Annotated in this window: 28 protein-coding genes and 1 pseudogene; 18 read left to right on the top strand and 11 right to left on the bottom strand. The window is 57.2% G+C overall.

What is annotated here, in order from left to right; translation table 11 throughout:
- A pseudogene (locus tag APH25_RS22835) lies at positions 1-134 on the top strand (IS5/IS1182 family transposase); the annotation flags it as partial.
- 137 nt (positions 135-271) lie between these two features.
- Positions 272-1,522 (top strand): Y-family DNA polymerase, encoded by a 1,251-nt coding sequence (locus tag APH25_RS22840; protein ID WP_156333265.1) that lies wholly within the window; start codon positions 272-274, stop codon positions 1,520-1,522.
- Between the two features lie 20 nt (positions 1,523-1,542).
- On the opposite strand, the gene APH25_RS22845 is transcribed toward APH25_RS22840, so the two are convergent.
- From APH25_RS22845 to APH25_RS22895, 11 genes are all read right to left on the bottom strand, one after another.
- Positions 1,543-2,283: a hypothetical protein gene (locus tag APH25_RS22845; protein ID WP_223625432.1), complete on the bottom strand. Its 741-nt coding sequence runs from the start codon at positions 2,281-2,283 to the stop codon at positions 1,543-1,545.
- Position 2,284: 1 nt separating this feature from the next.
- Complete coding sequence (locus APH25_RS22850; RefSeq protein WP_047710225.1) at positions 2,285-3,556, bottom strand: DUF1173 family protein; 1,272 nt, start codon at positions 3,554-3,556, stop codon at positions 2,285-2,287.
- Positions 3,557-3,696: 140 nt separating this feature from the next.
- Complete coding sequence (locus APH25_RS22855; RefSeq protein ID WP_042857714.1) at positions 3,697-4,242, bottom strand: hypothetical protein; 546 nt, start codon at positions 4,240-4,242, stop codon at positions 3,697-3,699.
- A complete protein-coding gene (locus tag APH25_RS22860) occupies positions 4,235-4,525 on the bottom strand; it encodes a hypothetical protein (RefSeq protein WP_223625427.1) in 291 nt (96 codons plus the stop codon). Before APH25_RS22860 ends, APH25_RS22855 begins: the two co-directional genes overlap by 8 nt.
- A gap of 17 nt (positions 4,526-4,542) precedes the next feature.
- Positions 4,543-5,205, bottom strand: a complete 663-nt coding sequence (locus APH25_RS22865; RefSeq protein WP_047710205.1) for a hypothetical protein — start codon at positions 5,203-5,205, stop codon at positions 4,543-4,545.
- A 24-nt stretch (positions 5,206-5,229) separates the two neighbouring features.
- Complete coding sequence (locus tag APH25_RS22870) at positions 5,230-5,784, bottom strand: helix-turn-helix domain-containing protein (protein WP_050516190.1); 555 nt, start codon at positions 5,782-5,784, stop codon at positions 5,230-5,232.
- Positions 5,785-6,239: 455 nt separating this feature from the next.
- Positions 6,240-6,875, bottom strand: coding sequence for a recombinase family protein (locus APH25_RS22875; protein ID WP_047710204.1), 636 nt, complete (start codon positions 6,873-6,875; stop codon positions 6,240-6,242).
- Between the two features lie 257 nt (positions 6,876-7,132).
- Positions 7,133-7,540: a hypothetical protein gene (locus tag APH25_RS22880; RefSeq protein ID WP_042857711.1), complete on the bottom strand. Its 408-nt coding sequence runs from the start codon at positions 7,538-7,540 to the stop codon at positions 7,133-7,135.
- Positions 7,537-7,887, bottom strand: coding sequence for a TrfB-related DNA-binding protein (locus APH25_RS22885; RefSeq protein WP_028691929.1), 351 nt, complete (start codon positions 7,885-7,887; stop codon positions 7,537-7,539). Before APH25_RS22885 ends, APH25_RS22880 begins: the two co-directional genes overlap by 4 nt.
- Positions 7,884-8,828: a ParB/RepB/Spo0J family partition protein gene (locus tag APH25_RS22890; protein ID WP_047710203.1), complete on the bottom strand. Its 945-nt coding sequence runs from the start codon at positions 8,826-8,828 to the stop codon at positions 7,884-7,886. Before APH25_RS22890 ends, APH25_RS22885 begins: the two co-directional genes overlap by 4 nt.
- Positions 8,829-8,838: 10 nt before the next feature.
- Positions 8,839-9,606: a ParA family protein gene (locus APH25_RS22895; RefSeq protein WP_028691931.1), complete on the bottom strand. Its 768-nt coding sequence runs from the start codon at positions 9,604-9,606 to the stop codon at positions 8,839-8,841.
- 1,003 nt (positions 9,607-10,609) lie between these two features.
- On the opposite strand from APH25_RS22895, the gene APH25_RS22900 reads away from it, so the two are divergent.
- From APH25_RS22900 to APH25_RS22970, 16 genes are all read left to right on the top strand, one after another.
- On the top strand, positions 10,610-11,071 hold the full coding sequence (locus APH25_RS22900) for a TrbC/VirB2 family protein (protein WP_047710201.1): 462 nt from the start codon (positions 10,610-10,612) through the stop codon (positions 11,069-11,071).
- Positions 11,072-11,079: 8 nt separating this feature from the next.
- A complete protein-coding gene (locus APH25_RS26350) occupies positions 11,080-11,376 on the top strand; it encodes a VirB3 family type IV secretion system protein (protein WP_011005967.1) in 297 nt (98 codons plus the stop codon).
- A gap of 28 nt (positions 11,377-11,404) precedes the next feature.
- On the top strand, positions 11,405-14,047 hold the full coding sequence (locus tag APH25_RS22905) for a type VI secretion protein (protein WP_047710224.1): 2,643 nt from the start codon (positions 11,405-11,407) through the stop codon (positions 14,045-14,047).
- On the top strand, positions 14,044-14,736 hold the full coding sequence (locus APH25_RS22910) for a type IV secretion system protein (RefSeq protein ID WP_042857707.1): 693 nt from the start codon (positions 14,044-14,046) through the stop codon (positions 14,734-14,736). The genes APH25_RS22905 and APH25_RS22910 overlap by 4 nt, the downstream gene beginning before the upstream one ends.
- A gap of 28 nt (positions 14,737-14,764) precedes the next feature.
- Positions 14,765-14,977, top strand: a complete 213-nt coding sequence (locus APH25_RS22915) for a hypothetical protein (RefSeq protein ID WP_042857706.1) — start codon at positions 14,765-14,767, stop codon at positions 14,975-14,977.
- Positions 14,970-15,362: a hypothetical protein gene (locus APH25_RS22920; protein ID WP_028691935.1), complete on the top strand. Its 393-nt coding sequence runs from the start codon at positions 14,970-14,972 to the stop codon at positions 15,360-15,362. Before APH25_RS22915 ends, APH25_RS22920 begins: the two co-directional genes overlap by 8 nt.
- Positions 15,350-16,213, top strand: a complete 864-nt coding sequence (locus APH25_RS22925; RefSeq protein WP_028691936.1) for a type IV secretion system protein — start codon at positions 15,350-15,352, stop codon at positions 16,211-16,213. The genes APH25_RS22920 and APH25_RS22925 overlap by 13 nt, the downstream gene beginning before the upstream one ends.
- The gene (locus APH25_RS22930) at positions 16,213-16,887 is read left to right on the top strand and encodes a type IV secretion system protein (protein ID WP_042857705.1); all 675 of its coding nucleotides are present in this window, start codon (positions 16,213-16,215) and stop codon (positions 16,885-16,887) included. Before APH25_RS22925 ends, APH25_RS22930 begins: the two co-directional genes overlap by 1 nt.
- A 27-nt stretch (positions 16,888-16,914) precedes the next feature.
- Positions 16,915-17,700 (top strand): TrbG/VirB9 family P-type conjugative transfer protein, encoded by a 786-nt coding sequence (locus tag APH25_RS22935; protein WP_028691938.1) that lies wholly within the window; start codon positions 16,915-16,917, stop codon positions 17,698-17,700.
- 2 nt (positions 17,701-17,702) lie between these two features.
- Positions 17,703-18,965, top strand: a complete 1,263-nt coding sequence (locus tag APH25_RS22940; RefSeq protein WP_028691939.1) for a TrbI/VirB10 family protein — start codon at positions 17,703-17,705, stop codon at positions 18,963-18,965.
- Positions 18,966-18,974: 9 nt separating this feature from the next.
- On the top strand, positions 18,975-20,009 hold the full coding sequence (virB11, locus tag APH25_RS22945; protein ID WP_028691940.1) for a P-type DNA transfer ATPase VirB11: 1,035 nt from the start codon (positions 18,975-18,977) through the stop codon (positions 20,007-20,009).
- Complete coding sequence (locus tag APH25_RS22950; protein ID WP_042857704.1) at positions 19,993-20,910, top strand: lytic transglycosylase domain-containing protein; 918 nt, start codon at positions 19,993-19,995, stop codon at positions 20,908-20,910. The genes virB11 and APH25_RS22950 overlap by 17 nt, the downstream gene beginning before the upstream one ends.
- A 28-nt stretch (positions 20,911-20,938) precedes the next feature.
- A complete protein-coding gene (locus APH25_RS22955; protein ID WP_028691942.1) occupies positions 20,939-21,274 on the top strand; it encodes a TrbM/KikA/MpfK family conjugal transfer protein in 336 nt (111 codons plus the stop codon).
- 25 nt (positions 21,275-21,299) lie between these two features.
- Entirely contained in the window at positions 21,300-21,869 is a 570-nt protein-coding gene (locus tag APH25_RS22960; protein WP_223625421.1) for a phospholipase D family protein, read from the top strand.
- A gap of 12 nt (positions 21,870-21,881) precedes the next feature.
- Complete coding sequence (locus tag APH25_RS22965; protein ID WP_042857702.1) at positions 21,882-22,514, top strand: hypothetical protein; 633 nt, start codon at positions 21,882-21,884, stop codon at positions 22,512-22,514.
- Positions 22,515-22,575: 61 nt separating this feature from the next.
- The gene (locus APH25_RS22970; protein WP_042857701.1) at positions 22,576-23,061 is read left to right on the top strand and encodes a hypothetical protein; all 486 of its coding nucleotides are present in this window, start codon (positions 22,576-22,578) and stop codon (positions 23,059-23,061) included.
- Position 23,062 lies beyond the last annotated feature (1 nt).

The following is a 23,062-nucleotide window of genomic DNA, read 5'->3' on the forward strand; positions in this document are numbered from 1 at the left end:
CGCAGCGGCACCGCATCGAGAACCTCTTCGCCCGTTTTAAGGATTGGTCGCCGCACCCCACGCGGTACGACAGATGTGGTGAGCTGTTCCTCTCAGTCATCTGCATCGCCGCAACTGTCATGTACTGGTTGTGAGTCCTGACCTCAAGACCCCATAATCATGGACATAAATTTACCGGTTTTTGGCCTAAAACTGCCTTTACCCATGGACATGGGGCAAAGCGCGAAAACCATTGATTGGCAAGCGCTCACAGCAGGTCAATAGATATGTCATTCGTAGTTACTCGTTTTACTGCAGCTGCGAGCGCATTTTTAGACCGGAGCTGCGGCAGCGCCCGGTCGTCGTTTTAAGCAATTCGGACGGCTGCATCGTGGCCCGTACGAACGAGGCTAAAGCCCTCGGCTTGAAGATGGGCGATCCCTATTTCAAGGTACGCGGTTTCCTCGAACAGAATGGTGTCGCGGTGTTCAGCTCCAATTACACGCTCTATGGCGAATTGAGTTACCGCGTTGGCGTAGCCATCGCCTCCCTGGTACCCGATTGGGAGCGTTATTCCATTGACGAACTGTTCTGCAGGCTAGATGGCCTTCCCGAGCCGATCATTGATGTAGGCCGGGCCATTCAAGCCCGCGTCCTGCAATGGACGGCGCTGCCAGTGGGTGTGGGCATTGGGCATACGAAAACTTTGGCCAAGGCCGCGCAGCACGCCTCAAAAGTGTGGCGTGAGAAGACTGGCGGGGTAGTGGATCTACGCAAACCAGAGGCGGTCGAATGGCTGCTCCGGCGAATGCCGGTTGATGAGGTTTGGGGTATCGGGCGCCGTATGCGCGACAACCTGGCCAGCGACGGGATCAGCACCGCTTGGGAACTATCGCAAGCGGATGCGCGGGCCATGGGTCGCAAATACAGTGTCGTACTGGAGCGGACCATTCGTGAGCTGGCAGGCGAGTCGTGCATGGACCTGGAACAGACCGCGCCGGCCAAGCAATCGATCTGTTCCAGCAAGATGTTTGGAAAGCGGGTTCACACGCTCAGAGAGCTTCAGGAAGCACTGGCGACCTACATTCACCGTGCCGCTGAAAAGCTGCGCATGCAGCGTTCGCTATGCGGCGCTCTACGCATTGGCATCCAGACTTCGTTTCATGGCGACGGACCCAAGTACGCGAACGCAGCGACGTGCATTCCGGCTTTCCCAACCGATGATGTGCGGCAGCTGACGAAATCTGCACTGCAGGCGGCAGCAGAGATCTACCGGCCTGGCTTTGCGTATAGCAAGGCCGAGGTGCTGCTGATGGACCTGCGCAAGCGGGGAGAGTACACGCAGGATCTTTTCAGCCCAAGCCAGCCGGAGCGCTCGGATGCGCTCATGGCAACGATGGACAAGATCAACCGCCGATGGGGGCATGACTGCTTGCGTACTGCAGCGGTCCCACTGACGCCTGACTGGGGCATGCGTCGTGCCCTGCTTAGCCCTAGTTACATGACCAGCTGGGATCAGTTGTGGACGGTGCAGTGTCGGTAATTCTCGCGTGCGAGAATTAGCTAAAGCTCGGCTTTAGCCTGGGCCGACAATCGCTTGCGCCGGGCGCCGATGCTGGCTCGCGAAACGCCTGCCAGCTTCGCCACCAGCGCATCAGGCACCTTGCCCAGCAAGTGATCGTAGCGGGACGCTACCGAAACACGCTTGTAGGGCTGAATGCCCAAGAAGGCGCAGCGCTGCATTATCACAGGGTACGGTACGCCGGTTTTCCGGCTGATCTCTGTCGGCGTCATGGTCGCAAACAATGATTCGTAACCCAGCAACGGGCCGTGAAAGTCTGGTACTGGATCTGGTGTTGCACTGCCTAGCAACGGCGGGATGGGTTCAAAGCCAAGCCCCTCACGTACGTCCTGCACCAGGTCCAAATCAACGCCGGCGAGCTGGGCGATCTCCTGGTCACTGACGTAGCCAAACAGCGGCTTATAGGGCCTCAGATCGTGCCCGATGGGCAGCACCTGCTTGCGTGGCGCGGGCCGGAAAAAGGGCAAGATGCCCAACGACTCGCGGTAGGCCTTGACGCTTTTGGCGTCCACGCCGCAGCGGGCAGCTATCGAGCTGTCTGCGACAAAGCCTAAGAGATCTTTGAAGGGTTCGATTTTTTTGCCGACAGACCATGGAGGAATCCCCAGTTGCTCACGGCGACGGCGCACGCGGTGCGGGGTCGAGCCGATCAACCGGGCCAGTTCAACGTCCTTGATCTGGCCCAACTTGCAGTCGTACAGCGCCCAGTCAATGGTGGTCATCTTAGGGGTGCCGAGCCGGGGGGAATGCGGGAATGCTCAAGCCTCGCGGGTCCGCACTGGCGTCCCACGACCACCATCCGGTTGGCCCGTAGTGCCGCGTGTAGTAGGCGCACTTCACTTCCTTGCGGGCCAGGTACTTCGGATCCTGACGCCCGTAAACTTCCATCGGTAGCTCCCTGCCGGCGCCTACGTCCATCAGCCAGAAATCGGGAAACACCTGTTCCTGATCCGCATCAAAACGCATCGGCTTGATGAATCTGCGCCCCTGATCGCGGAGCAACGCCTCGATCACCGCCTCATAACCCGACTCAACGGGTATCCACTCGTCACTGACAACCATCAGGGCCACATTGAGCGCTTGGGCTTTGCTGGGCACTGTGGGTTGATCTGTCTGGACAATGGCAATCACTCGGCGTCCTTCGCGCCATCCACGCAGCGCGGCGGCGTAGCTCCTGGCGGTCCTCTGCCATAGTTCTTCGTCCATGAGCAGCCGCGGTACTCCGTGGAAGCCAGCGATGGCGAGATAGCCGCTCATTGCGTGTTCGCGTTCTTCGGAGTGCGCCGCCAAGGGGGCGACGACGATTAGGCGGCGTTTGTTTCTGATCGCGCTGGCCACCTTTTGACTGTTGGCGTCGGCCTGCAGGCCAGCCGAACTCGTAGCAATGAGCAGAGCGTCACCAATGCGCATGCGCGAAGCGAGCATGCGGTCTGCAGCGTGCTGCAGACGGCTGTGAATCAGGCCGAGTCCGCGCTTGCCCGCCATACCTGGTACCCACTGGTTGAGGCCTGCTTCGCTCCAGAGCAAGTGGAGCAAGCCACACAAGGTCATCGCCGGTTTGGAAGGCTTGCTGCTCGATGGGGCAGGGGAAGTACCCTCCATCGGCTGGTTTTCTGCCGGATCCTTCTTGCGAAGCGAAAGGGTGAGCTTGATCTTGAGGTCGCCATCCTTGGTTTCTTCGACCACGCCCTTGCTGTAGGCACCTAATCCCGATTTGTCGGGATCAGGCGAGTAGTACAGGCAATCAAGCGCATGCTCGGCGCCGGTGTGCGGATAGCGGGACAGGTGAAACGAATCCTGTTCGGATCTGTGCCGTACGGCCAAGCGTCGAGTGCCTTTGCCTGGGCACAAGCAACGCACCAGGGCCTGGCCGTGTGCTTTCTGCAGTATGCCTTTCCACTGCACCGCATAGCCTGGCTGGGTCTGGTAGGCCTCGGAATACTGCTTGGCATTCTCGCCTTGTCCGATGCTTACCGGGTAACGTTGATCGGCCATCGCTGCTTCCTCCGTGTCGCTGTGAAATCTCCAGCGCTCGATGTACAATAAGCGCGTGGATTTTTGCTCCTTCGCAAAAACCTAGAAACCCGCAAGCATTGCCGTGCTGCGGGTTTCGTCTTTTATGGCCGCTCGGCCATTCAGGCTTTGAAGCCGCCCAGCTCGATGACTGGCGCAACCTGGGAAATATCGATCTGAGTGGTAGTGCCGTTAGCACTGCGAAATTCCATTTCCATCGACGGTGGCGCTTCGTGCTGCAGCTGCTCCACGCAGCGTTTATTCAGCAACTCAAAAAGCCATTCCGCATCATTGACCGCATCCACTGGATCACGCGGCAGCGCTTGCTGCAGGCTGTGTTTGAGCCAGTAAGAAGTGGTTGGATCAGCCAATGCGGCCGCAATATCGGCGTCTGCTTCGCTGGCCATCAATGCCTTGTTTGCAGGTTTGGTTGTGGCCTGGATGGCCAGCTGGTCGATGGCCACCAGCTCCTGCTTGGTCGCCTCATCCAAGCCACTGTCAAAGTGAACCAGCTGGGTCAGTCCGGTCAGTTGCCACCAGGCCGAAGAAATCCCTTCATTGCGGTCTGCCCCACTGGGCAATGCCAAAGCCCCGGTCAATTCCACCAGGTGTTGCTTGGCCGATTCGATAAGAGCCTGCTGCAGGCGCGCATAGCGTTCATCAGACATTTTCGGTTTCCTCGGTTGCTGACTTCTGCGCCGCATCGAGAGCGGCGACAACGGTGCAGTGGTCAAGCGACACAGCGCCTGACAAACCATCCACGAAGATGACGGCCTGGCCACACATCACCCACGCATTGCCCCTTGTTTCGGCGCGATGTGTTTCACCCTGCCCGTAAATTTCGGCGTAGCTGACCAGGGCACCATGCTTGTAGGTGGTGTTCCAGTCGTGGCACTGGGCCTTGGCGTGCAGCTCTTGCTGTTCAAAGCTCATGGTGGTTGGCTTCGGCATCGGGCTTTCCTTGCGTGTTAGGTGAATTGAATGAAGAAATAACCCGCATCGGCGCCTTGCGGTGCCTTACGGGCCTGCTGATCAAGAATGAGGTGGCCAATGCCATCCTCAAAGATGCCTTCGTACCGAGGCCCTATGTCCTCCAGCTCTGAGGCGTTTAGCTGTAGCAGCCACATGTAGCGGGAGCTGGGTTCATAAATCGGGTCCTGCAGAAAAGCAGGTCGGCCTGACACCTTGCTGATTTCCAGACCGAAATCATCGTCCTCCAGCTCGGCATCTTCCTCTGCCTCGGTGAATTCCTCCTTGCGGATGAATGCACGGTCGAGAATGAAGGCCGAGTCGGGTGGCGACAGCTCATGATCGGTGAGGGTGTGGAGAATCACCCTCGCATACCCGCTATCCCGTGCAGCTTGCAGCTCTGATTGCTGATGCACCGTGTATCGCCGCATGGTCGACAGGTTGAAACCGTTGGCCTTACGGTTCGGCGCAATGAACACCGTCATGGCCATGCCAGGCGGCAGGAAACTAACTGGCAATAAGGCCTCGGTGATCGTACAGAGCGGGGTCAGAGGAACCTTAGTGTCCGGCAATACCGGCCACAACGCAGGATCGTTCATCCGTACGCTGCCGCCGAATTGACCGATTCCTAGGTCCTCTTTGCTGAATGTGATTTTCCACATAGTCCCTCCTTGGCGTTTCTGGCGTCAGTTGCCGTGGGGGATAGAAGGCATATCCGGCAACATTCCTTCCAGTGATTCCTGCGCGGGTGGATCCATACCTGGCCCTGCAGGTAGCTGAATGTCGCCGTCTTCCATTGTCGGCAGCTGCTTGAGCTTGGCATCGCCCAAATCGGCCTGGTCCTCGGTCGATACCAGTACCCGAGCGTTAAACAGGGCGAACTGCAGGTTGTCCCTTTTATCCGCCCATGCAATTCGGCTGTTCACTACATAAGCGAGCGTCCCGCCACGTTGGCCACCGACGCTGATGGTCTGTATCCAGTTATGCTTGGTCAGAATGGCAATGGCTCGTTTGGTGGTAGCGACAGACGTTTCCATCAGCTTGGCCAGAGTGGCCTGACTGATGATCAGCGCACCTTGCTTGTCCATGTGTTGCACGAGGATGTGCATCAGTTGAGCAGCGCGGGGCGCTTGTGCTGTCAACGCAGCCCACGCTTCATGGCCAGCGCGTTCAGTCTGTACCCAAGTACCGCGCTGGGCCGGCTGCGCATAGGCGCGGATCTCGTTATTGTCACTGGCCATTAAGCCTCCTACGGTGTCGTTACGTGATCGATATCTTCCAGATTTGTTAGATATCGTTCATGAGTCACGCATACCCTAGCTCATCTGGTGAGCGATGGGTAGCTCATCCTTGCACGTTATCTTCCAAATCTTGTGAGATATCTCTCACACATGAGCTAGGGGTAGCTCATCGAGGGGGGTAGCTCATACTGTGAGCTAACCTAGCTCACGGATGATGAGCTAGGGGTAGGTCATAGATAGTGAGCGATGGTCGCTCACAGATCATGATCGGAGGTTCGTGCATAGTATGAGCGAGGTGCTGCCCTGCAGGCCGCGAATTACAAGGCCCGGCAAGTCGTCGTTCTTATGATCTCCTAACCCCAGCTGCATTTGCTTTGGCTGTTAGGGCCTCAAAGTCGCCTGCCGGCGGCGGCCAGTCGTGAATGGCTGACAGACTCCGGCTGCGCCTGCGCTAGTCACCCATTCCCGCCCGGCTCGACTGACAGCTCATCACGAATACGCATCACGGTGGTGGTTGAACAGTTCGCGTGCCTGGCAGTAGCGCGAATCCCGAGGTTCGCGCCCAGTAGCTCACGCACCCGCTTGCGCAGGTCCTCGTTCACTGGTCTGCCCTTGTACACACCAGCTGCTTTCGCTTTGACGATGCCCTGACTCTGCCGCTCCCGCCGCTGCTGATAATCCTTGCGGGCAATTGCCGCCATCATGTCGATCATCATGTAGTTGATAGCCGACAGCATCCTGTCTGTGAATTCATCGTTGGTGGGCAGGGTCATGCCCTGGTGACTGGTAGGGAGGTCGATAGCGACGATACGCAGACCGCGCTGGTCAATCGCGGCCCTGAGTTCCCGCCAATCCTGATCACCCATGCGCGATAGTCGATCAATGCTCTCCACCAGCAACACATCGCCTCGCTTGGCGTCTTTCAGCAAGCGGATGAGTTCTGGCCGGTTGGCATGGGAGCCGCTGGCGTTCTCCATGTAACTGGCCGCAATGGCGAGGCCGAAGCCGGCGACGAATGCTTCCAGCTGATCACGGGCGCGGCTAGCGTCCTGATCATCGGTCGAAGCTCGTAGGTAAGCGCGGATGAACATTGGGAATACCGTATCAGTATGGGTGTACTCAAATCAGTGTATCAGAATTGGTGTATTTTTTGTTTCCGAGCCGAAGGGGCAGGGCAGGGCATCCCTGTATCATATGGGGTATACCCATTTGTGACGATATAGTTTCCCGGTCCCCGAAGTGACGAATGCGAGGGTTGGGCGCCTGGCCAGCCGCCTAGCCCGTGGGCGCAATGTCAGTCAATTCGTCACTTTAGGGACCGGTCCATTCGTCACTCCAGGGACCTGGATCAGCCTTGCAGTTTGCTGAATTCGCGATACAACCGCGCCAAGAGAGGTTGAGCGGCTTCCAACTCGGCCAGTTCTGCCGAGGTAACTTTTCGACGTTCCAAAGCGCTTACCACGGGTGCTGCCAGCTTCTTGGCTTCTTCCTCGCCGAAGTCTTTGACCCATTGGTCATATCCGCCTGGGTATCGGCCCTGTTCTCCGGCCTGACGCAGATCAAACAGCGCCTGGTCATCCTCCTGGTGCGCGTGCTTCAACTGCTCAGTCCATTTCTTTCGGTCTGACAGCTCAGGGCCGAAGATTTCGAGCAGCCGGGTATCGGCCAACGTACGCAGTGAACGGTTGATACCCGCCAAGCTTTCCTGCAATGGCTGCAGCAGCTGGGCGAGATCCTTATCGGTTGGGGTGGTCATGGTTCAACGTCCTTGGTGGTCATGGAATGTGTCTGCCAGTACCGAAGCCGTTCGGCGTCGGCCTCCAGCACGAAGCGATCAATCATTTCGGCAGGTGCGCAGATCTGCGCGCACCGCCAGCCCTCCGGGGTCTGTGTCAGGTAACTGGAATAGATCTTGTCGCGGATGGCCAAGGCGCGCTGCTTGGTAAGTCCGTGCGCATTGGCGACCGCGACAAGGCCCTTGCCTTCGACCAGGATCTCGAAGGCTACGTCGAGGCTGCGTGAGTGCATTTTCGACTTGGTGCGGATCCGCTCGAATTCCTCTCGGGGGATCCGCAGGTCCTGGTCAGGATGCCGGGCGGTCATTCAGAGTCTTTCCATCGCTCGGCCAGCTGCGCACGGGCTTTCTCCAACTCGGCCTTGAGGTAGGTGTTTTCCGAGGTGAGGGTTTCCACCTGTGCTGACAGCACAGCGTTTGCCTCGCGCAGTTTGCCCAACTGGTCATCGAGCAGGGTTTGCTGGGTCGAGTTCGCCGGTGCGCCTTTATCGGATCCTTTCTTGGATCCGCCGTTATGTACGCGGAGGGCTTTGGTGTTGCGCAATGTGGTGCGGACCTCCTGGCGGAGGTTCAGGTCTTCATTGCCCTCTGCGCGCTCCAGTAGATCCGCAGCAGCTTGCGGGTCCAGTTTATCGAGGCGGCTGATATCGTTGACCGTCGAGATATCCGCAGTGATGCCACGGGCGACCGCCTCGCGGCCTGCGCCTTCCTTGGTGACGTTCACCAGATAGGAAAGGCGTTCAGCCACCCAGTTTATCCCTTTGGACCATTCAGCAGCGACCTTCTCCAGGGTGCCGAGCCTGTCCTTGTCTTCCTGCAGGGCAAGTGCCAGTTCCAGCTGAGTGAGGTTTTCGCTGTGAACGTTTTCGGACCGCTGAATGCGCTTCGCTTGAGCATCGGTGAGGTCTTTCACCGTCACTTCGACCAGCACACCCGCAATGATGCACGCCCTATAACGGCGTTCACCGGCAACCATCAGGTACTTGAAGCCTGACTCAGGGTTTGGGTGCAGTCGTATTACGCAGGGTTCGATCTGGCCGTTTACCAGAATGTCGTCCGCCAGTTCCCGCAGCGATTCCTCAGAGAATCCTGGGTTGTCTTGGCTACGGATCTGCTTCACACACTCGATTTCGCCAGGGTTGACCTTTTCAATCAGCGCACCTTCGTTGGCCGGGCGCTTTTGAAAGTCGGAAAGCTTTTTGGCCGTCGCCGCAACTGCACGACCAAAGGAGTTTTTCTTCTCCGTCATGATTCAATCCTCACTCCGCAAAGACCTTGCTAAGCACCGCTGCGCAGGCCCGTTTCATTTCTTTACCCGCATCCCGCTGACTCCCGCTGCGAGCTTTACGCCACACAGGGTTGCCGGCTGCCAGAGATTTGTTGATGCAGGGGCGGTGGGTGATTTGTTCGTTGAACATGGCCTCGCCGTGTTCCTCGCGAAGGCTCGGCAAGATCTCCAGTTCTTCGCTTGAGCGGCTATTGATGAGGTTCGGCAAGAAACCTAGGAAACGCAGGCCCGGGTTGTATTGATCCTGCACAGTTTCAATTGTGGCCATCAGCTTCGGCATGCGAGCCAGCGTGAATGCGCTGATGTTGAACGGAGTGACAACTGAGTCAGAAGCCGCTAGGGCGGCAATCATGCGGCGCTGCAGGTTCGGCGGAGTATCGATCAAGCAAAGGTCGAACTCGTCATTGAAGCGGTCCAGAGCCTTGGCGAGATTGGTTACAACGTCCAGCTCCATATCATCCACATCCAGCAGCGCTACGTCGGCCTCGATCAGCCAGATGTTGGGCGCAACCTGGCGCGGGACGAAGCCGGCGTGCTCGTCAGTGAAAAGCTGACTGGCCATGAGGTAGGGCGTATCGTCGCCATCCTCGATAGGGGGGAAGAACTGCGACAGGTCGCTTTCGTCCAGGTCGAGTACAAGCACACGTTTACCTTGTTCTGCTGCATAGCAGGCCAGGTGGGCTTCAAGGGTGGTTTTGCCAACGCCACCCTTTTGGTTCGCAACGGCAGTGCGTTTCATGGTGACCTTCCTATGATCTCCGGTGGAGCAGTGGATTGAACGTGGGATCATGCTTGCATCAGTAAACCCCATAGTCAACCCCTAAAAAGGGTTTACTAGATTTTCTCGCATGCGGGAAATTGATAAGGGTCACGGATCAGCGCTGTGGCTTTCTCGCATGCGAGAAAGGTAAGGAAGGGAGTTGCTACACTGCGCGCACGTCAACATGTGTCGTACGGGATGGTTTCCTTGCGTACAGATCCTGTTGGCCAGGGTGGCAGTTCGGGGCGGCTCCCAGCTGCCACCTGACCACCCTCCAAAGCCCGTCCTAGACCGTTCGTCGGGCAATCTGAGCAAAACGTATTTCTCGTTGTCTTCTGCGCGAGGTGTCTCATCCCCGAAACACCTTGTTACCCGGCACGAAGCCGGCGTCCGTGCATTGCAGATGCCAGAAATATGGATATTTCCTTTTCAAATCAAAGACCTATTCAAATCACACCCTTACCAGGCGTTAGCCAGGGGCTTGGCCGTTCGTCGCCGAATGTGATGGATCCGATATTTCTCACAGTGAAACATTGATTTCGTGAAATGAAAGGCATATCTTAAACCACGAAACACGGATTTCATGGATCAAAACTCGAAAGAGGGAAGAAATGCGAGGTGGGATCTAGAACAAAATCGAAGAGGACTCCAGTATCGCCCCTGTATTTGGCCAAGAGCTGCCCAGGGGAAGAGATGCAGAGCCTAGAGAAGAAAGATCTGGCGGTTTTCGCCGTCGCCCAGCCGGATTACCGAGTAATCCTTAATGAAAGGCAGGAAAGCGACGGTCGGAAATGGGAATTAATCATTGAGAGCCCTTCAACGGGACAACGCTTCAACGTAGTAACCTCGTTAGGGAAAACACGGTTATTTAAGAATGCCGATACTGCTATCGACTTCATAAAGGATACCTGCCCTAACAATCCTAATAAGGCAATAACCGTAACGTACGGGGGTTCCCCGTCATGATCAAAGAGGCAATGGTATGCAACTCTCTGCTCGCAAAACTCAACGCAACGTAGGTATCAACGACAAACAAACCTGGCGGACCTGGCTCAAGGACAAAGCCACTGCAACTCTGAAACAAGTTCTCTCGCAAAAGACTCCATCGCACAAGGCATTGATGCGCGATGACTGGATGGCCAAGGCCACCAAGATCGCAGTGTTGGGGTCGCTGTTCTCCTTCGCAATCCTCCCTGAAATCGCCAACGCGGCAATGGATTTCAGCGGCCTGAAAAACCTGGCCAAGGACGTAGTGTCCTTCCTCATCTTTGATATCGGCTACTACCTGGGCATCGCAGCCATTGCGTTCTGCGGTTTCCAGGCCAAGTCGGGCCGTATGTCGTGGGGCCAGTTCGGCTGGGCTGTTGCCGGCGTGTTCCTGGTGTTCTTCTCGCCAAACCTGGTCGATACCATCAAAACCGGTGCGCAAACCGCACTGAAGTGAGGTAAGCGATGGCCGAGTACGACGACCTTGAAGAAGGTGAAGTGCTCGTATTGGCAATGGCCCGGCCTTCAATGGTCGGACCATTCACATTGTCGAGCATTCTTATAAGTCTGATAGCACCTGTGCTGTTAGCACTGTTGATTCGATCACTGTACCCGTTGGGTCTTATCCCAGTCTTGTTTGTCATTTCGTATTGGATATGCAGTAAAGACGTATATCTATTCGGAGTTTTACAGGCAGCAAGTAACTTGAAGGCATCGCGGTTACGCAAACTTTGGGGGTATCGCAGTTATGCGCCTCGTTGATAAGGCATTCAAAAAGCTGACGCGAAATATGGATCTTTCGCTTGGTGTTCAGCATCCAGAAGCTGCGGCACTGGATGATGATGAAATGCTGGTGAGCGCAATGGTGCCGTATGACGTCCACTACGATGACGAAACCGTTATCACCAGCGAGGAAGCGCTGGTCCAAGTCATCAAAGTGGACGGCCTCTTGTTCGACTCGCTTTCTGCCGAGCAGATCAAGCGCTTCGAGCAGCAGCGCAACACTGTGTTCCGCACCATCGCAAGCAGTGACCTGACTGTCTACGTCACGTTCGTGCGCCGCAAGGTGACCGACTTTCCTGATGGCGTAGGCGGTACCTGGTTCTCCCAGCAGTTCAACAAGCGTCTTCGCCAGCGCTACGAGAGCCGTGGTTTCTACATCAACGATATCTACATTTCGTTGGTAAGAAGGCGTTTTCGTGCGGGTATGCCTGGTCTGATGGATCGGGCTATCGCGCTGATGACCGGTACCGAGGCCACCAAGAATGAAGCGGAATCGCTGGATGCGATGGCCGACTCGCTCTACAAGGCCTCCAACCTGGTGCTGCGTAGCCTGGCTGACTACGGTACTCGCCGGCTACGGGTGCAGCGTCATCCTGAGCCGCGTATGGGCCGTATTGATCGTGAAACCGCGTTCAACGCCGTGCAGCGTTTCCAGCTGCAGTGGCATGACTTCAAGGCAACGGTTGGTGATCACGAAGTCTACGAAGCGGAAGCCGTGCATGACTTCCTGGGTGAGGAATTCTGCGAGCTGAGCAGTTTCTTCAACTACCTGATCAACCTCGACAACCGCAAGGTGCCCGTGTCGGACCTGCTGATCAGAGAGTCGCTGCCATACGCCCGGCTGAATTTCCGGGTCCTGGCCAACATGTGCGAGATCCGTGGCAGCACCGAGTCGAAAATCGGCGCGATGCTAAGCATGGGCGAGTGGCCGCGCCGTACACCGTCGCGCATGCTCGACAAGTTCCTGCAGCAGCCGGTGGAGTTCATCATCACCCAGTCGTTCACCTTCCAGAACCGGATTGAGGCTGAGCAGGGGATGCTGGATGAAACCCGTCGCATGACCGTGGACGACAAGCACAACATTTCTGAGGACGACCAGAAGGAACTGAAACAAGGTATCAGCGACCTCCGCCGTGGCAATGCGGTCAATGGTGCGCATCACCTGACCATTTTCGTGCATGTGCCATCGCTGCCAATGAATACCGAGGCAAACCGGGAGATCAACCGCAAGCGCCTGGATCATGCGGTTGGGCTGGTGGAAGGTTGCTTTGTTGAAATGCTGGTCAAGCCAGTGCGTGAATGGTTCGCTCTGGAAACCTTCTTCTGGTCGCAACTACCGGGCCAGAAAGAAGCGCTGATCGGTCGACGCGGCAAGATCAAGTCCAGCAACTTCGCCGGGTTTGCATCCTTGCACAACTACGCCCGGGGCCGTCGCGATGGCAACCTGTGGGGGCCTGCGATCACCGCCTTTGAGACGGAGAGCTACACGCAATACAACTTCAATTTCCACCGTGAAATGGAAGGCATGGTAGCGGGCCATTTAGGCATGGCGGCTGATACCGGCATGGGTAAAACCACGCTGCTGACCCTGCTGATCTCCGAGGCAGACAAGGCTGAGCCGCTGGTGTTCTGGTTCGACAACCGCTTTGGGGCAAAGGTGTTCATGAAGGCTATGGGCGGCGTTCACACCACGCTTTCCCCGCACAGCAACATGCGCTGGAACCCGCTCAAGCTGCCCGATACGCCGGAGAACCGTGCGTACCTGGTCGATTGGCAAGTGCAGATGCGCGAGTGCTACGCCTCGACGCCGACCAGTGCCGAAGACATTACCCGGTTCAAGGCAGCAGTGGAGGAGAACTACGGTCTGCCGCTTGCTGATCGCCGTCTGCGTAATGTGGTCTGGACCTACGGCCAGGGCGAACTGGCCGACATTATGGCCATCTGGCATGGCGCCAAAGGTGTTACCGGCGCTAATGCGGGTGTGTTCGACAATGCCGAGGACTCCATCGACTTCTCGCAAGCGCGGCACTACTGCTTTGAAATGATGGAGCTGCTCAAGGGGGGTGAAGCCCGTCCCGAGCTGCCTGTCGTGATGAGCTACCCGCTGCATCGGATCGAGCAGGCCATGAATGGCCGCCCGTTCATCCTGGTACTGGAAGAAGGCCAGAACCTGGTCAAGAACGAGTTTTGGCGCAAGAAAATCGACAACTTCATCATGCAGATCCGCCGTAAGAACGGGCTGATTATCTTCGTGACGCCGGATGCCAAGTATTTCCGCAGCGAAACGGACTCCATCGATAAGCAGACCGTCACCAAGATCTACCTGGCCAGCGACCAGGTGAAAGATGAAGACCATGAAAACCTGACGGTGGCCGAGCGGGAATGGCTACGCAAGCTCAACCCGAAGGAACACAAATTCTTGATCCGTCGTGGTCGGGAATCGGTGCGGGCTTGTTTCGATCTCTCGTCGGATAACCCTGATGAGGACCTGTCCGACTTTATCCCGGTCCTGTCCTCGAATGACGTTGGTGTCGCCCTGATGGATCAGATCATCGAGCGCCTTGGCACCGACGATCCATCGGTCTGGGTACCTGTGTTCATGCAGGAAGCCAAGGCCAAAAACACCCACAACTTGAAGGCGGTTCGATGATGACAACTATCAAGAAACTCGGCTTGGCAATCGCCGTTTCCGTGGCTATATCCGGCCAGGCCTCCGCAACCGGTGTGCCTACTGGTGACGCTGGCACCTGGGCGGCTCTGGCGCAGAACCTGGCTGTGCTGCAACAGCAGTACCAGACGCTGAAAGACCAGTACGAGACGCAGGGCAACATCCTGAACAACCTGCAGGGTGCATACGGTCGCGGCGCGATTGGCCTGAACGAGTCGATTAACTCGGCCTCGGTCGTACCTGGCTCTTGGCAAGAGGTGGTGTCTCGGCAGAACAGCGGCGCTTACGGAAGCAAGCAGAGCTACTACGAGCAGTTGATCAACACTTTGCCGCAGGAGCTGTTCACCGCACCGGAAAGCAATCGTGCCAAGGACTACCAGCTCAGTTCTAACTCGGTTGTGGCTGCGCTGTCCGCAGGTGATGCGCTTTACAGCGAAGTGCAGGTCCATCTGAACAACTTGGCCACCCTGTCCCAGCAAGTGGACCTGACGACCAACGCCAAGGATGCTGCCGACCTGCAGAACCGCATCGCCACTGAAAACGGCATGTTGACCTCGGCCCAATCGAAGCTGCAGGCCCTGAACATGAACCTGCAAGCGAACCTGGCCAACCAGGAAAACCAGGCTACGGCACAGAACGAACAGTTCTTCCGCTGGAAGGACGAAAACTGATTCTCGCGTGCGAGAAAGGAGAAACCCTATGAAAGCGCTCTGGCTGATCCTCAAGGTAATCACCTTCCCGGCATGGGCACCGCTCTGGTTGACCTGGAAGCTTGGCAAGTTTCTGCTGGTTCTGGTGCTGGTGTCCGCCGCCTCGGGTTGCGTAACCAACAGCGGCACCATCGACAAGTCGCCATGCGCCTGTGAATTCACCCCATTTGTCATCCAGCACAAGGAGTCCCGCAATGCGTAAGTTCTTCACCCTGACCAACATCATCTGCGTGGGCGTGGTCGGCTTTGCGGCGGCGTCGATCATCTACGTCAATGTCACCAACATCAATTTCAGCTCTACGCCGGAGGACGAAGCGGCGCCGGTAGTCGAGGTGCAAACCGGCAATCCTTTGCTGAAAGCAACCAAAGACGATGTAGCAGGCTGGTTCCCTGGCACCTGCTTTGCCGAGATCTACATGCAAAACCCGTCGTACAACGGCGGTCTGGTGAAAGGCTGCATCGACAAAACCGCGCAGGAGATCAAGGCCCAAACCGGAGCTGCCTTGAGTGCTGAGGACTTCCGGTCGCCCGAAGTGATCTCCCACTTCAAGACCGTATACGGGGCCGGGAATCCATGGCGCAGCTGACGTTACAAGGCCTGGTTGGGGCCACTGACGAAGTAACCACTTCCTTTGTCAGTGAGGTCTTCCCCAACCTGGCCAGCATGGTAGAGCCGCTGGTATGGACTCTGGCGGTGGGCTACTGGGTCGCTTTGGGTCTGCAGATGTACAACGGCCATGTTTCAGTCAAAGGCTGGGATATCGTCAAGCGGGCCATGTTGACCGCCCTGGTGTTTACCTGCCTGAACTGGTCCGCAGGCGGGACGGTTCTTTATCAGGCCTGGGGCGCTTGGACCGAAAGTATCGCGTCAAAGATCATGAGCGGCGGCGTAAGCACGAACTCCATGCTCGATGCGCTTTACGTCGATATTGGCAAGGTCGCCAGTACGCTGATGAATGTCAGCTGGCGGCAGGCAGCGATGATCTTGATGGGGACCGGCCTGTTTGTGCTGAACTGCATCCTGTTTATCGCGGCTGTGCTGAACATGCTGATTGCCAAGTTTGGTGCAGCAATCGTCATGGCGATACTACCGATCATGATTGGCTTTATCTTCTTTGATGCGGTGCGCCAGTGGGCAATGAACTGGTTTAGCAAGATGCTGAACTTCTCATTGATCTACATCCTGTCGATTGCTGTTGTCCGTTTTGGTTATTCCGTGTTCGGGGATGCAATCAAAGAAGTGGCCGCAACGGCAACTGTTACAGATGCCGCCCTGATCACTGCGCAGCAATGGGGCCAGTTGGTGATTGTTGAGGGTGTCATGATCATTTGCATGCTGCAGGTGCGCGGTTGGGCAGCAGCATTGTCATCGGGCGCGGCTGTTGGTGGTTCATCGCTGGTGCTGATGGCACTGCGTACTTTAGGGGTTCGTAAATAATGGACAAACAAGACAAGCAATTTGATAAGGCTGAAAAAGCCCGTCGTAAGCGTGAAGTCGAAGGCAACAAGACCCGACAAGAGCGCAATCGCTCGCTGTTCTTCCAAGGGGTGCAGGCTATCGCGATCCTGGGGCTTGGCTTCGCCGTGGCAAGCCTGGCGAATTCCAAGACCTATATTCCAGTGGTTACGGTACTGGGAGCTGACGGCGAGGTTCTGAAACAGCGTGTTATCGATCAAGATAACGTCGATCAGGAGCAGGCGATTATCGAGAAAACCCTGTTCGACATGATCCGCGCCTGTGAAACCTTTGACCCCAAACGCAAGCAGCAGCTGTCGGATACCTGTCATACCTACCAGACGCAGCAAGTCGCCAGGGAATATGAGGAAGTCACCAATCCAGAGAACCCACAAAACCCCTATGTTCTGCTGGGTGAAAACGATTGGATCGAAGGGCAGCCGTACTTGATGAACAAAGTTGGTGATGAATATCAAGTTGCGTTCAAGTCGATTACGCATAAATGGGGAGACAAGGAACCGGTAGAACGTCGTTACCTTGCAACCATCAAGATTGCGCATACTTTGGTACCCCGTGCCCTTGGGGATCGTTGGGAGAACCCTTTTGGCACGCTGGCCACTGTGTATCGCAAGAGCGAAGAACTGAGCCGCCGGTAATTCGCTGAACTGACAAGGAAACTAATCATGAAAAAACAGTTTGTTTTGCCGACTGCTATTGCTTTGAGTTTGTCTCTTTGCGCATTTAGCACCCATGCCGCGAAGTTGCCGAAGCCGCTTTCCAGTGATAATCGCGTAAAACAAGTGCCGTACGATCCCAACCAGGTTTATGAGTTGGTGGGCACTTATGGCTACCAGACTTCCATCGAGTTTGAAGCTGATGAAATGGTGAAGGTCGTGGCCCTGGGCGACACCATCGCCTGGCAGAGCATGCCATTTCGCAACCGTGTGTTTCTCAAGCCGGTAGAAGACAACGCCGACACCAACATGACGGTGATCACCTCCAAGCGTACCTACTACTTCCAGCTGAACAGCACCAAGGTCAAGTCGGGCCAGTCGTACCTGGTGCGATTCGTTTACCCGAACGCTCGCATCACCTCGTACAACCCCGAGGGGGAAACCCCTGCTGGCAGTACCCCGGTCACCAGCTCGGGCACTCCGGCATCGCCGAACATCAATTACGGCTACTCGGGGGACAAGGAAGCCATCGGCGTGCAGGGTGTGATGGACGACGGTCAGTTCACCAAGTTCCTGATCAAGAAAGGCGCCGATCTGCCGCAGTTCTACCGCGTACTGCCGGATGGTACCGAGGCGATGGTCGATGCTCGCCGTGAAGGTGAGTACATGGTCGTCAAGCGCCTGGCCAGCATGTTCGTCTTGCGCAGTGGTAATGCCTACGTCTGCGTTGAAAACCTGGCCAATCCCTACAAGCGCACCGTAACCCGTGGTGCCCGTGACGGCGGGGGGGCATAAAGATGGCCACCGAACCTACTCAACCTCAAGAAAAGACCCGTGACGAAGAGATCCGCGAGTGGAACGAGTCCAACTCGATGCTCAAGGGCAAGGCAGGCAACAGCAAGCGCAGTGGTATTGCCATTGCGGTAGCCGCAGTGGTCGCCTGTGGCTTCGCGTACATGGTTACCCATGGCGATGACGAAACCGAGAATAAAGACACGCTGAAAAAAGAAGAACTGGTCGCGGCCAGCCCGCGCAAAGTGATGGATCCGCCACCTCGTCGGGAGGCTGCGAAGGTCGCGCCGGTGAGCAATGAGCCGGGCGCGCCGGCAGATACGCCACGTTCGGTCGTTGACCGGCAGCAGCAAGGCGCCGTGAGCGATGAAGAACGACGCCGGCAGCAGCTGGAAATGCAGGCCCAACTGGAGCGGGAGAAAATGCTCGCGGCACGGCAGCGCTCGGCCATTTTCGCGACGGCCAAGGACGAAGGTTTTGACCAAGGGGCAGGGCAGGGCGCCGATGGCCAGCAGGCCAACGGTGGCTCTCTACTGGGTGGCGGTGGTCGTTCTTCACAAGGCCCGATGAATGCAAACGATGCTTTCGCCGCGTCTACCTACAGCGATAGCGTGCCGTTCACCGAAGCCCGTGTGATGGAGAACCTGGGATACAAAGTGCTGCAGGGGGCTGTCATCGAGGCAACCCTGCAGCCCCGCGCTCAAAGCCAACTGCCTGGTCAAATCTGCGCGTCGATTGCACAGGATGTATACGCCGCCGAAGGGCGCCGGGTAATGCTCCCGTGGGGTTCCTTGGTGTGTGGGAGCTACAACGCCAGCTTGAAGCCGGGCCAAGAGCGCTTGTTTACCATCTGGAACTTTGTGCGAATCCCGCGCCTGGACGGGCGCCCTCCGATGGAAATCCCGCTCAACAGTGCCGGTACCGACCAGTTGGGTACCGCTGGCCAGGGTGGCGTGGTCGACAACCACTGGGCGCAGATTTTCGGTGTCGCGGCTGCGGTATCGATCATCGGCGCCGGTGCCTCGAACAGCGGTGTTTCGTCGAGCGATCAGGAGAATTCCTCGTCCCGCTACCGCAGCGAAGTACAGGAAGCCGCCGCCGATTCGGCACAGACCATTTTGGGCCGCTACGCCAACATTCAGCCGACCGTGACTGTCCCGCATGGCTCGCGTGTCGTGATTTATCTGCAGCGCGACCTGGACTTTACCAAGGCATTCGCCAAGCAGGCCGAACGCGCCGAAAGCGGCGGCGTTACCTTCATCAACTGAGGACCGGATATGTCTGAGATTGCATCCTTTCGCACAAAACTGGGTCCGCTTGCTGGCATGTTGGATGACCCGGAAGTGACAGAGATCGCTATCAACGGTCCAGACAACGTATGGGCCGGCTACCGCAGTAGCCGGTTCATGCGTCCGGTTCCGGTTCAAGGTGTAACGCTTCCCCTGATCAAATCGCTGGCCAGCCTGATTGCCGCCCACACTGACCAGGAAGTGAGCGCCTACACGCCAATCCTGTCGGGGCGTATCCCAATCAATCTGGACGACAACGTGCCGGACAACGAGCGGGGCGACTACCGCGTCCAGATCGTCCTGGCCCCGGCTGTTGAGCAGCACATCGGCGGTATCGTCTGTATCCGTAAACCAGGGCGGAAGCAAATCACTCTCGATCAATACGAGGCTTCCGGTGCTTTCGACTTCATCAACCAGCCACGTGATCATGGCCAGTACAGCGATGATCACCTGGTTGAACTGTATCGGGCCAAGCGCTGGAAAGAGTTCTTCAAGGGCATCGTCAAGGCGCGCAAGAACATCATGGTTTCTGCCGGTACCAATGCCGGCAAAACCACTTTCCTCAACGAGTTGCTGCAGCATGTGGACGGCAACAATGGCGAGCGAGTAATCACCATTGAGGACACCCGCGAACTGCGCCCAGCGGGCGGGAACGTGGTGAACCTGATCTATTCGCGAGGTGGCCAGGGCAAGGCCCGTGTTACGCCATTCGATCACCTGGAATCGATTCTTCGCCTGACCCCAGACCGGGCAATTATGGGCGAGCTGCGTGGCGGCGAGGCGTTCCCCTTCCTTGAACTGATGAACACCGGTCACAGCGGCACGATGAGTTCTATCCACGCCGACTCGCCGGATCTCATGTTCGACCGCCTGGCATCAATGGCATCGCGTGGCGGTGCTGACATGAGCAAAAACCAGCTGATCGAGTTCTCCCGGCATCTGATCGATGTCGTTATCCAGTGGGAATACGGCTTCGATGGCCGACGCATCATCACGGAGGTTCACTATGCGAAAGCTGCCTAAGTTCACCCTGGCGCTGCTGGCCAGTGTCTGCGCGTCTGCCATGGTTCATGCCGAAGATGCACAGCCGACCCGGTTTTCCGAACTTGCCGCCAAGTGCGCGCCGACCGTTCACCCGTCCACGCTCAAGGCGTTGATCGGCAACGAGTCTACCTTCAACCCTTACGCAATCGGCGTGGTTGGCACTCACCTGCAGCGGCAACCGCAGTCCTTGAGCGAAGCCATCGCCACTGCCGAGCAGTTGGAACGGGACGGCAAGCGTTATGCCATGGGCCTTGGCCAGTTGCTAGTCACCAACATGCGTGCACGCGGGCTGAGCTATCAGGATGTGTTCGAGCCATGCCGCAACTTGCAGGCCATCAGCAACTTGCTGGTGGAGTATTACAAGCAGGCGCTTACGACCAGTAGCGACAAGCAAGAGGCGCTGTTGAAGGCCTTTTCGATGTACTACAGCGGCAACGAGCTGCGTGGCTTCCGCCCGGATCGACCTGGCGAAATGTCTTACGTCGAGAAAGTGGTTCACCGCGCCCTGAACCCCACTGCTGAGGATCCGATTGTGCCGGCTGTAGAGGGTGCAGAAGGCGCTGAGCCGATTTCCGTGGTTGCAGCTAGCGCCCCTGCCCGAAAAGCGCCGCAGCGCGCTCGTAGGGCCTCTGAACAGCAGGAAGGTCCATGGCTGACCTTCACTGACGACAATGGTCAAGCCGTTGCTGCCGCGAAGACTGAGACGGCCAGCAAGCCGCAGATCCAAGTCCACCTCAACACCGATGCCGAGGCTGATATTCCGAAGCGGGAATTCAAGCGCTTCGATCAACCTGCGCCACAACACTTTGAACAAGCCGAGGCGCAGCCTGTTGCCGAACAGCAGCAAGCCACCCCGTCATTTGTCCAGATCATCAATTGATTTCTCGCACGCGAGAAAAGGAGTTCGTATGCGCACCCCAATCATGACTTTCCTCGCTGCGCTGGCATTTGCCGGTACCGTGCAGGCGAATGAATTGCCGCAGCCACCAACTAATTACGACTACGGCTCTAAAAGCGATTCAGAAGCTTGTGGGGCCACCCTGTGTCTGCTGGGCATGATCCGCGACGGTGATTGTGACAAGTACGTCACCAAGTACTTCAGCATCATTCGAACGAAAAAAGGAAAATTCAGCCCGTCCAGAACTGCCGAGGCTCGGGGTGACTTTGTTGCCCAATGTGCTGAGGACCAGGACCGTGCTAAAGCGGCCAATGACAAATGGGGGACCGTACAACGTGGCTTCTAAGTTCACTGCAGTAAGGTCCCTTTCCTTGGCCGTAGCGATGGTGGCCAGCTCCCTGGTTTGGGCTGACCAAGCGCCTGCTTCGTCGGAGCCTGTAGCCGCACCGGTACTGGTCGATGGCGCGCGCCGCATTGAAGTCGGCTTCTCGCCGGAAGGCTCGGCACAGGACCTGGTACTGCGCACCATAGGCGCGGCGAAAAGCTCGATTCGCCTTTCGGCGTACATGCTGACCAGCCCCGATGTGACCAAGGCCTTGATCTCGGCCAAACAGCGCGGTGTCGATGTGGCGGTGGTGGCTGACCATCAAGGCAATCTGCAAGGCGGCGCTGCCCGCGCTGGCCAACATGCGCTGACATTGCTGGCCCGTGCCGGCATCCCAACCCGTACGGTGAAGGCCTACGCGATCCACCATGACAAGTTCATGGTGATTGACGGCAAGGCAGTTGAAACCGGCAGCTACAACTACACCGCTGCAGCTGCCAGAAACAATAGTGAGAACGCATTGGTCGTCTGGAACGACGCCGATCTCGCTGAGCAGTACCTGAACCACTGGCAGAGCCGGTGGGAGAAGGGCCAAGCATTCAAACCAAGCTACTGAGAGGGCACGCACATGGACAAGCAAACTGATCAGACCACCACTTACCAGCTGTTCCAAAAGGGCAGGGAACCGGAAACGTTCACCGACGCAAAGCTGGCGGGCGCAGCCTGGTTCAAGGCCGAGCTGTCCGACAAATCCGTGATGACTGTTCAACAGGGCGGGCAAGCCGCCCGTGTCTTTGCGCAGGTTGGCAAGGAGGGCACGCAGTATTACAAGGATCTGCCCTTCGACAATATGCCAGGCGCTGCAGACTTCAAAGCCTCGTTCAAGGATGCGCTGGAGCTGCGCAAGGCTGAGCAATCCGGCGCGGCCTCTGGTAAACCCGGTGAAGCGATGGCAATTTCCAAGCCAATGGATATGCCGGCCATCAAGGCAGCTGAGCAGGGTAAGACCTACGACGGCAAGATAGTCGCCTTCCACAACAACCAGGTGATTCAGGCCGTCACTGACGGACAGAAGACTATCCATATTGCCCATGAGCGAGCGGCCTTGAGCAGTGCCAAGGCTGGGTTGTTGCACCAGGGCAAGGATCTGTCGATTCGTTACCCCTTCTCGGGCGTTGGCATCGTGCAAGAACGCCAGCTGCAGCACGAACTAAAAACCCCCTCACATCAACCGAAAGGCTACGGCGGCAAAGGTTTTTGAGTAGTAGCTGAAAAAGGAGAAAGGAGCCGGTAGGCTCCTTTCTTTTTGCCCGATATTCGATATGACTCATGACGAAATCGATCAGCTGCTGTGGCCATTCGAGCCGCTATTCGGTCGCTGGTCGGACGCACAGATCGCCACTGCAGCGGGTGTTAGCATCCACGCGGTGGCAGGCCGGCGCAGACGCCTTGGCATTGGGAGCCATCTGCAGGCCTATGATTCCATCTTGGGTCTGTTCACGGATGAGCATGTGGCCCAGCTGGCAGGGGTGGCCAAGCAAACGATAACGGTCAGGCGGTCATCCCTGGGCATTCCGTCGCACCGTGACCAGCAGACCAATCCGCTCGAAGTGTTCGATCCCCTGCTAGGGGTGTTGAGCGATGCCGCGATTGCTCAACTCGCCGGCAGAAGTCCGAGTGCAGTTCTCAAGCGCCGGCGTAAACTTGGAATCACCACGTACCGTCCACGATCCGATACCCCGCAACTGAAAACCCCGCACAAGGCGGGGCATAGTGGGAAGCTGGCCAGCACTACCAAAGGCGTTTGAC

Source organism: Pseudomonas sp. NBRC 111119 (genome assembly GCF_001320125.1).
GTDB classification, from domain to species: domain Bacteria; phylum Pseudomonadota; class Gammaproteobacteria; order Pseudomonadales; family Pseudomonadaceae; genus Aquipseudomonas; species Aquipseudomonas parafulva.

Bases quoted from the DNA above. Each gene is read 5' to 3' on its own strand.
- APH25_RS22845 (WP_223625432.1), bottom strand. From the start codon at position 2,283: ATGACCACCATTGACTGGGCGCTGTACGACTGCAAGTTGGGCCAGATC.
- APH25_RS22850 (WP_047710225.1), bottom strand. From the start codon at position 3,556: ATGGCCGATCAACGTTACCCGGTAAGCATCGGACAAGGCGAGAATGCC.
- APH25_RS22855 (WP_042857714.1), bottom strand. From the start codon at position 4,242: ATGTCTGATGAACGCTATGCGCGCCTGCAGCAGGCTCTTATCGAATCG.
- APH25_RS22860 (WP_223625427.1), bottom strand. From the start codon at position 4,525: ATGCCGAAGCCAACCACCATGAGCTTTGAACAGCAAGAGCTGCACGCC.
- APH25_RS22865 (WP_047710205.1), bottom strand. From the start codon at position 5,205: ATGTGGAAAATCACATTCAGCAAAGAGGACCTAGGAATCGGTCAATTC.
- APH25_RS22870 (WP_050516190.1), bottom strand. From the start codon at position 5,784: ATGGCCAGTGACAATAACGAGATCCGCGCCTATGCGCAGCCGGCCCAG.
- APH25_RS22875 (WP_047710204.1), bottom strand. From the start codon at position 6,875: ATGTTCATCCGCGCTTACCTACGAGCTTCGACCGATGATCAGGACGCT.
- APH25_RS22880 (WP_042857711.1), bottom strand. From the start codon at position 7,540: ATGACCACCCCAACCGATAAGGATCTCGCCCAGCTGCTGCAGCCATTG.
- APH25_RS22885 (WP_028691929.1), bottom strand. From the start codon at position 7,887: ATGACCGCCCGGCATCCTGACCAGGACCTGCGGATCCCCCGAGAGGAA.
- APH25_RS22890 (WP_047710203.1), bottom strand. From the start codon at position 8,828: ATGACGGAGAAGAAAAACTCCTTTGGTCGTGCAGTTGCGGCGACGGCC.
- APH25_RS22895 (WP_028691931.1), bottom strand. From the start codon at position 9,606: ATGAAACGCACTGCCGTTGCGAACCAAAAGGGTGGCGTTGGCAAAACC.
- APH25_RS22900 (WP_047710201.1), top strand. From the start codon at position 10,610: ATGCAACTCTCTGCTCGCAAAACTCAACGCAACGTAGGTATCAACGAC.
- APH25_RS26350 (WP_011005967.1), top strand. From the start codon at position 11,080: ATGGCCGAGTACGACGACCTTGAAGAAGGTGAAGTGCTCGTATTGGCA.
- APH25_RS22905 (WP_047710224.1), top strand. From the start codon at position 11,405: ATGGATCTTTCGCTTGGTGTTCAGCATCCAGAAGCTGCGGCACTGGAT.
- APH25_RS22910 (WP_042857707.1), top strand. From the start codon at position 14,044: ATGATGACAACTATCAAGAAACTCGGCTTGGCAATCGCCGTTTCCGTG.
- APH25_RS22915 (WP_042857706.1), top strand. From the start codon at position 14,765: ATGAAAGCGCTCTGGCTGATCCTCAAGGTAATCACCTTCCCGGCATGG.
- APH25_RS22920 (WP_028691935.1), top strand. From the start codon at position 14,970: ATGCGTAAGTTCTTCACCCTGACCAACATCATCTGCGTGGGCGTGGTC.
- APH25_RS22925 (WP_028691936.1), top strand. From the start codon at position 15,350: ATGGCGCAGCTGACGTTACAAGGCCTGGTTGGGGCCACTGACGAAGTA.
- APH25_RS22930 (WP_042857705.1), top strand. From the start codon at position 16,213: ATGGACAAACAAGACAAGCAATTTGATAAGGCTGAAAAAGCCCGTCGT.
- APH25_RS22935 (WP_028691938.1), top strand. From the start codon at position 16,915: ATGAAAAAACAGTTTGTTTTGCCGACTGCTATTGCTTTGAGTTTGTCT.
- APH25_RS22940 (WP_028691939.1), top strand. From the start codon at position 17,703: ATGGCCACCGAACCTACTCAACCTCAAGAAAAGACCCGTGACGAAGAG.
- virB11 (WP_028691940.1), top strand. From the start codon at position 18,975: ATGTCTGAGATTGCATCCTTTCGCACAAAACTGGGTCCGCTTGCTGGC.
- APH25_RS22950 (WP_042857704.1), top strand. From the start codon at position 19,993: ATGCGAAAGCTGCCTAAGTTCACCCTGGCGCTGCTGGCCAGTGTCTGC.
- APH25_RS22955 (WP_028691942.1), top strand. From the start codon at position 20,939: ATGCGCACCCCAATCATGACTTTCCTCGCTGCGCTGGCATTTGCCGGT.
- APH25_RS22965 (WP_042857702.1), top strand. From the start codon at position 21,882: ATGGACAAGCAAACTGATCAGACCACCACTTACCAGCTGTTCCAAAAG.
- APH25_RS22970 (WP_042857701.1), top strand. From the start codon at position 22,576: ATGACTCATGACGAAATCGATCAGCTGCTGTGGCCATTCGAGCCGCTA.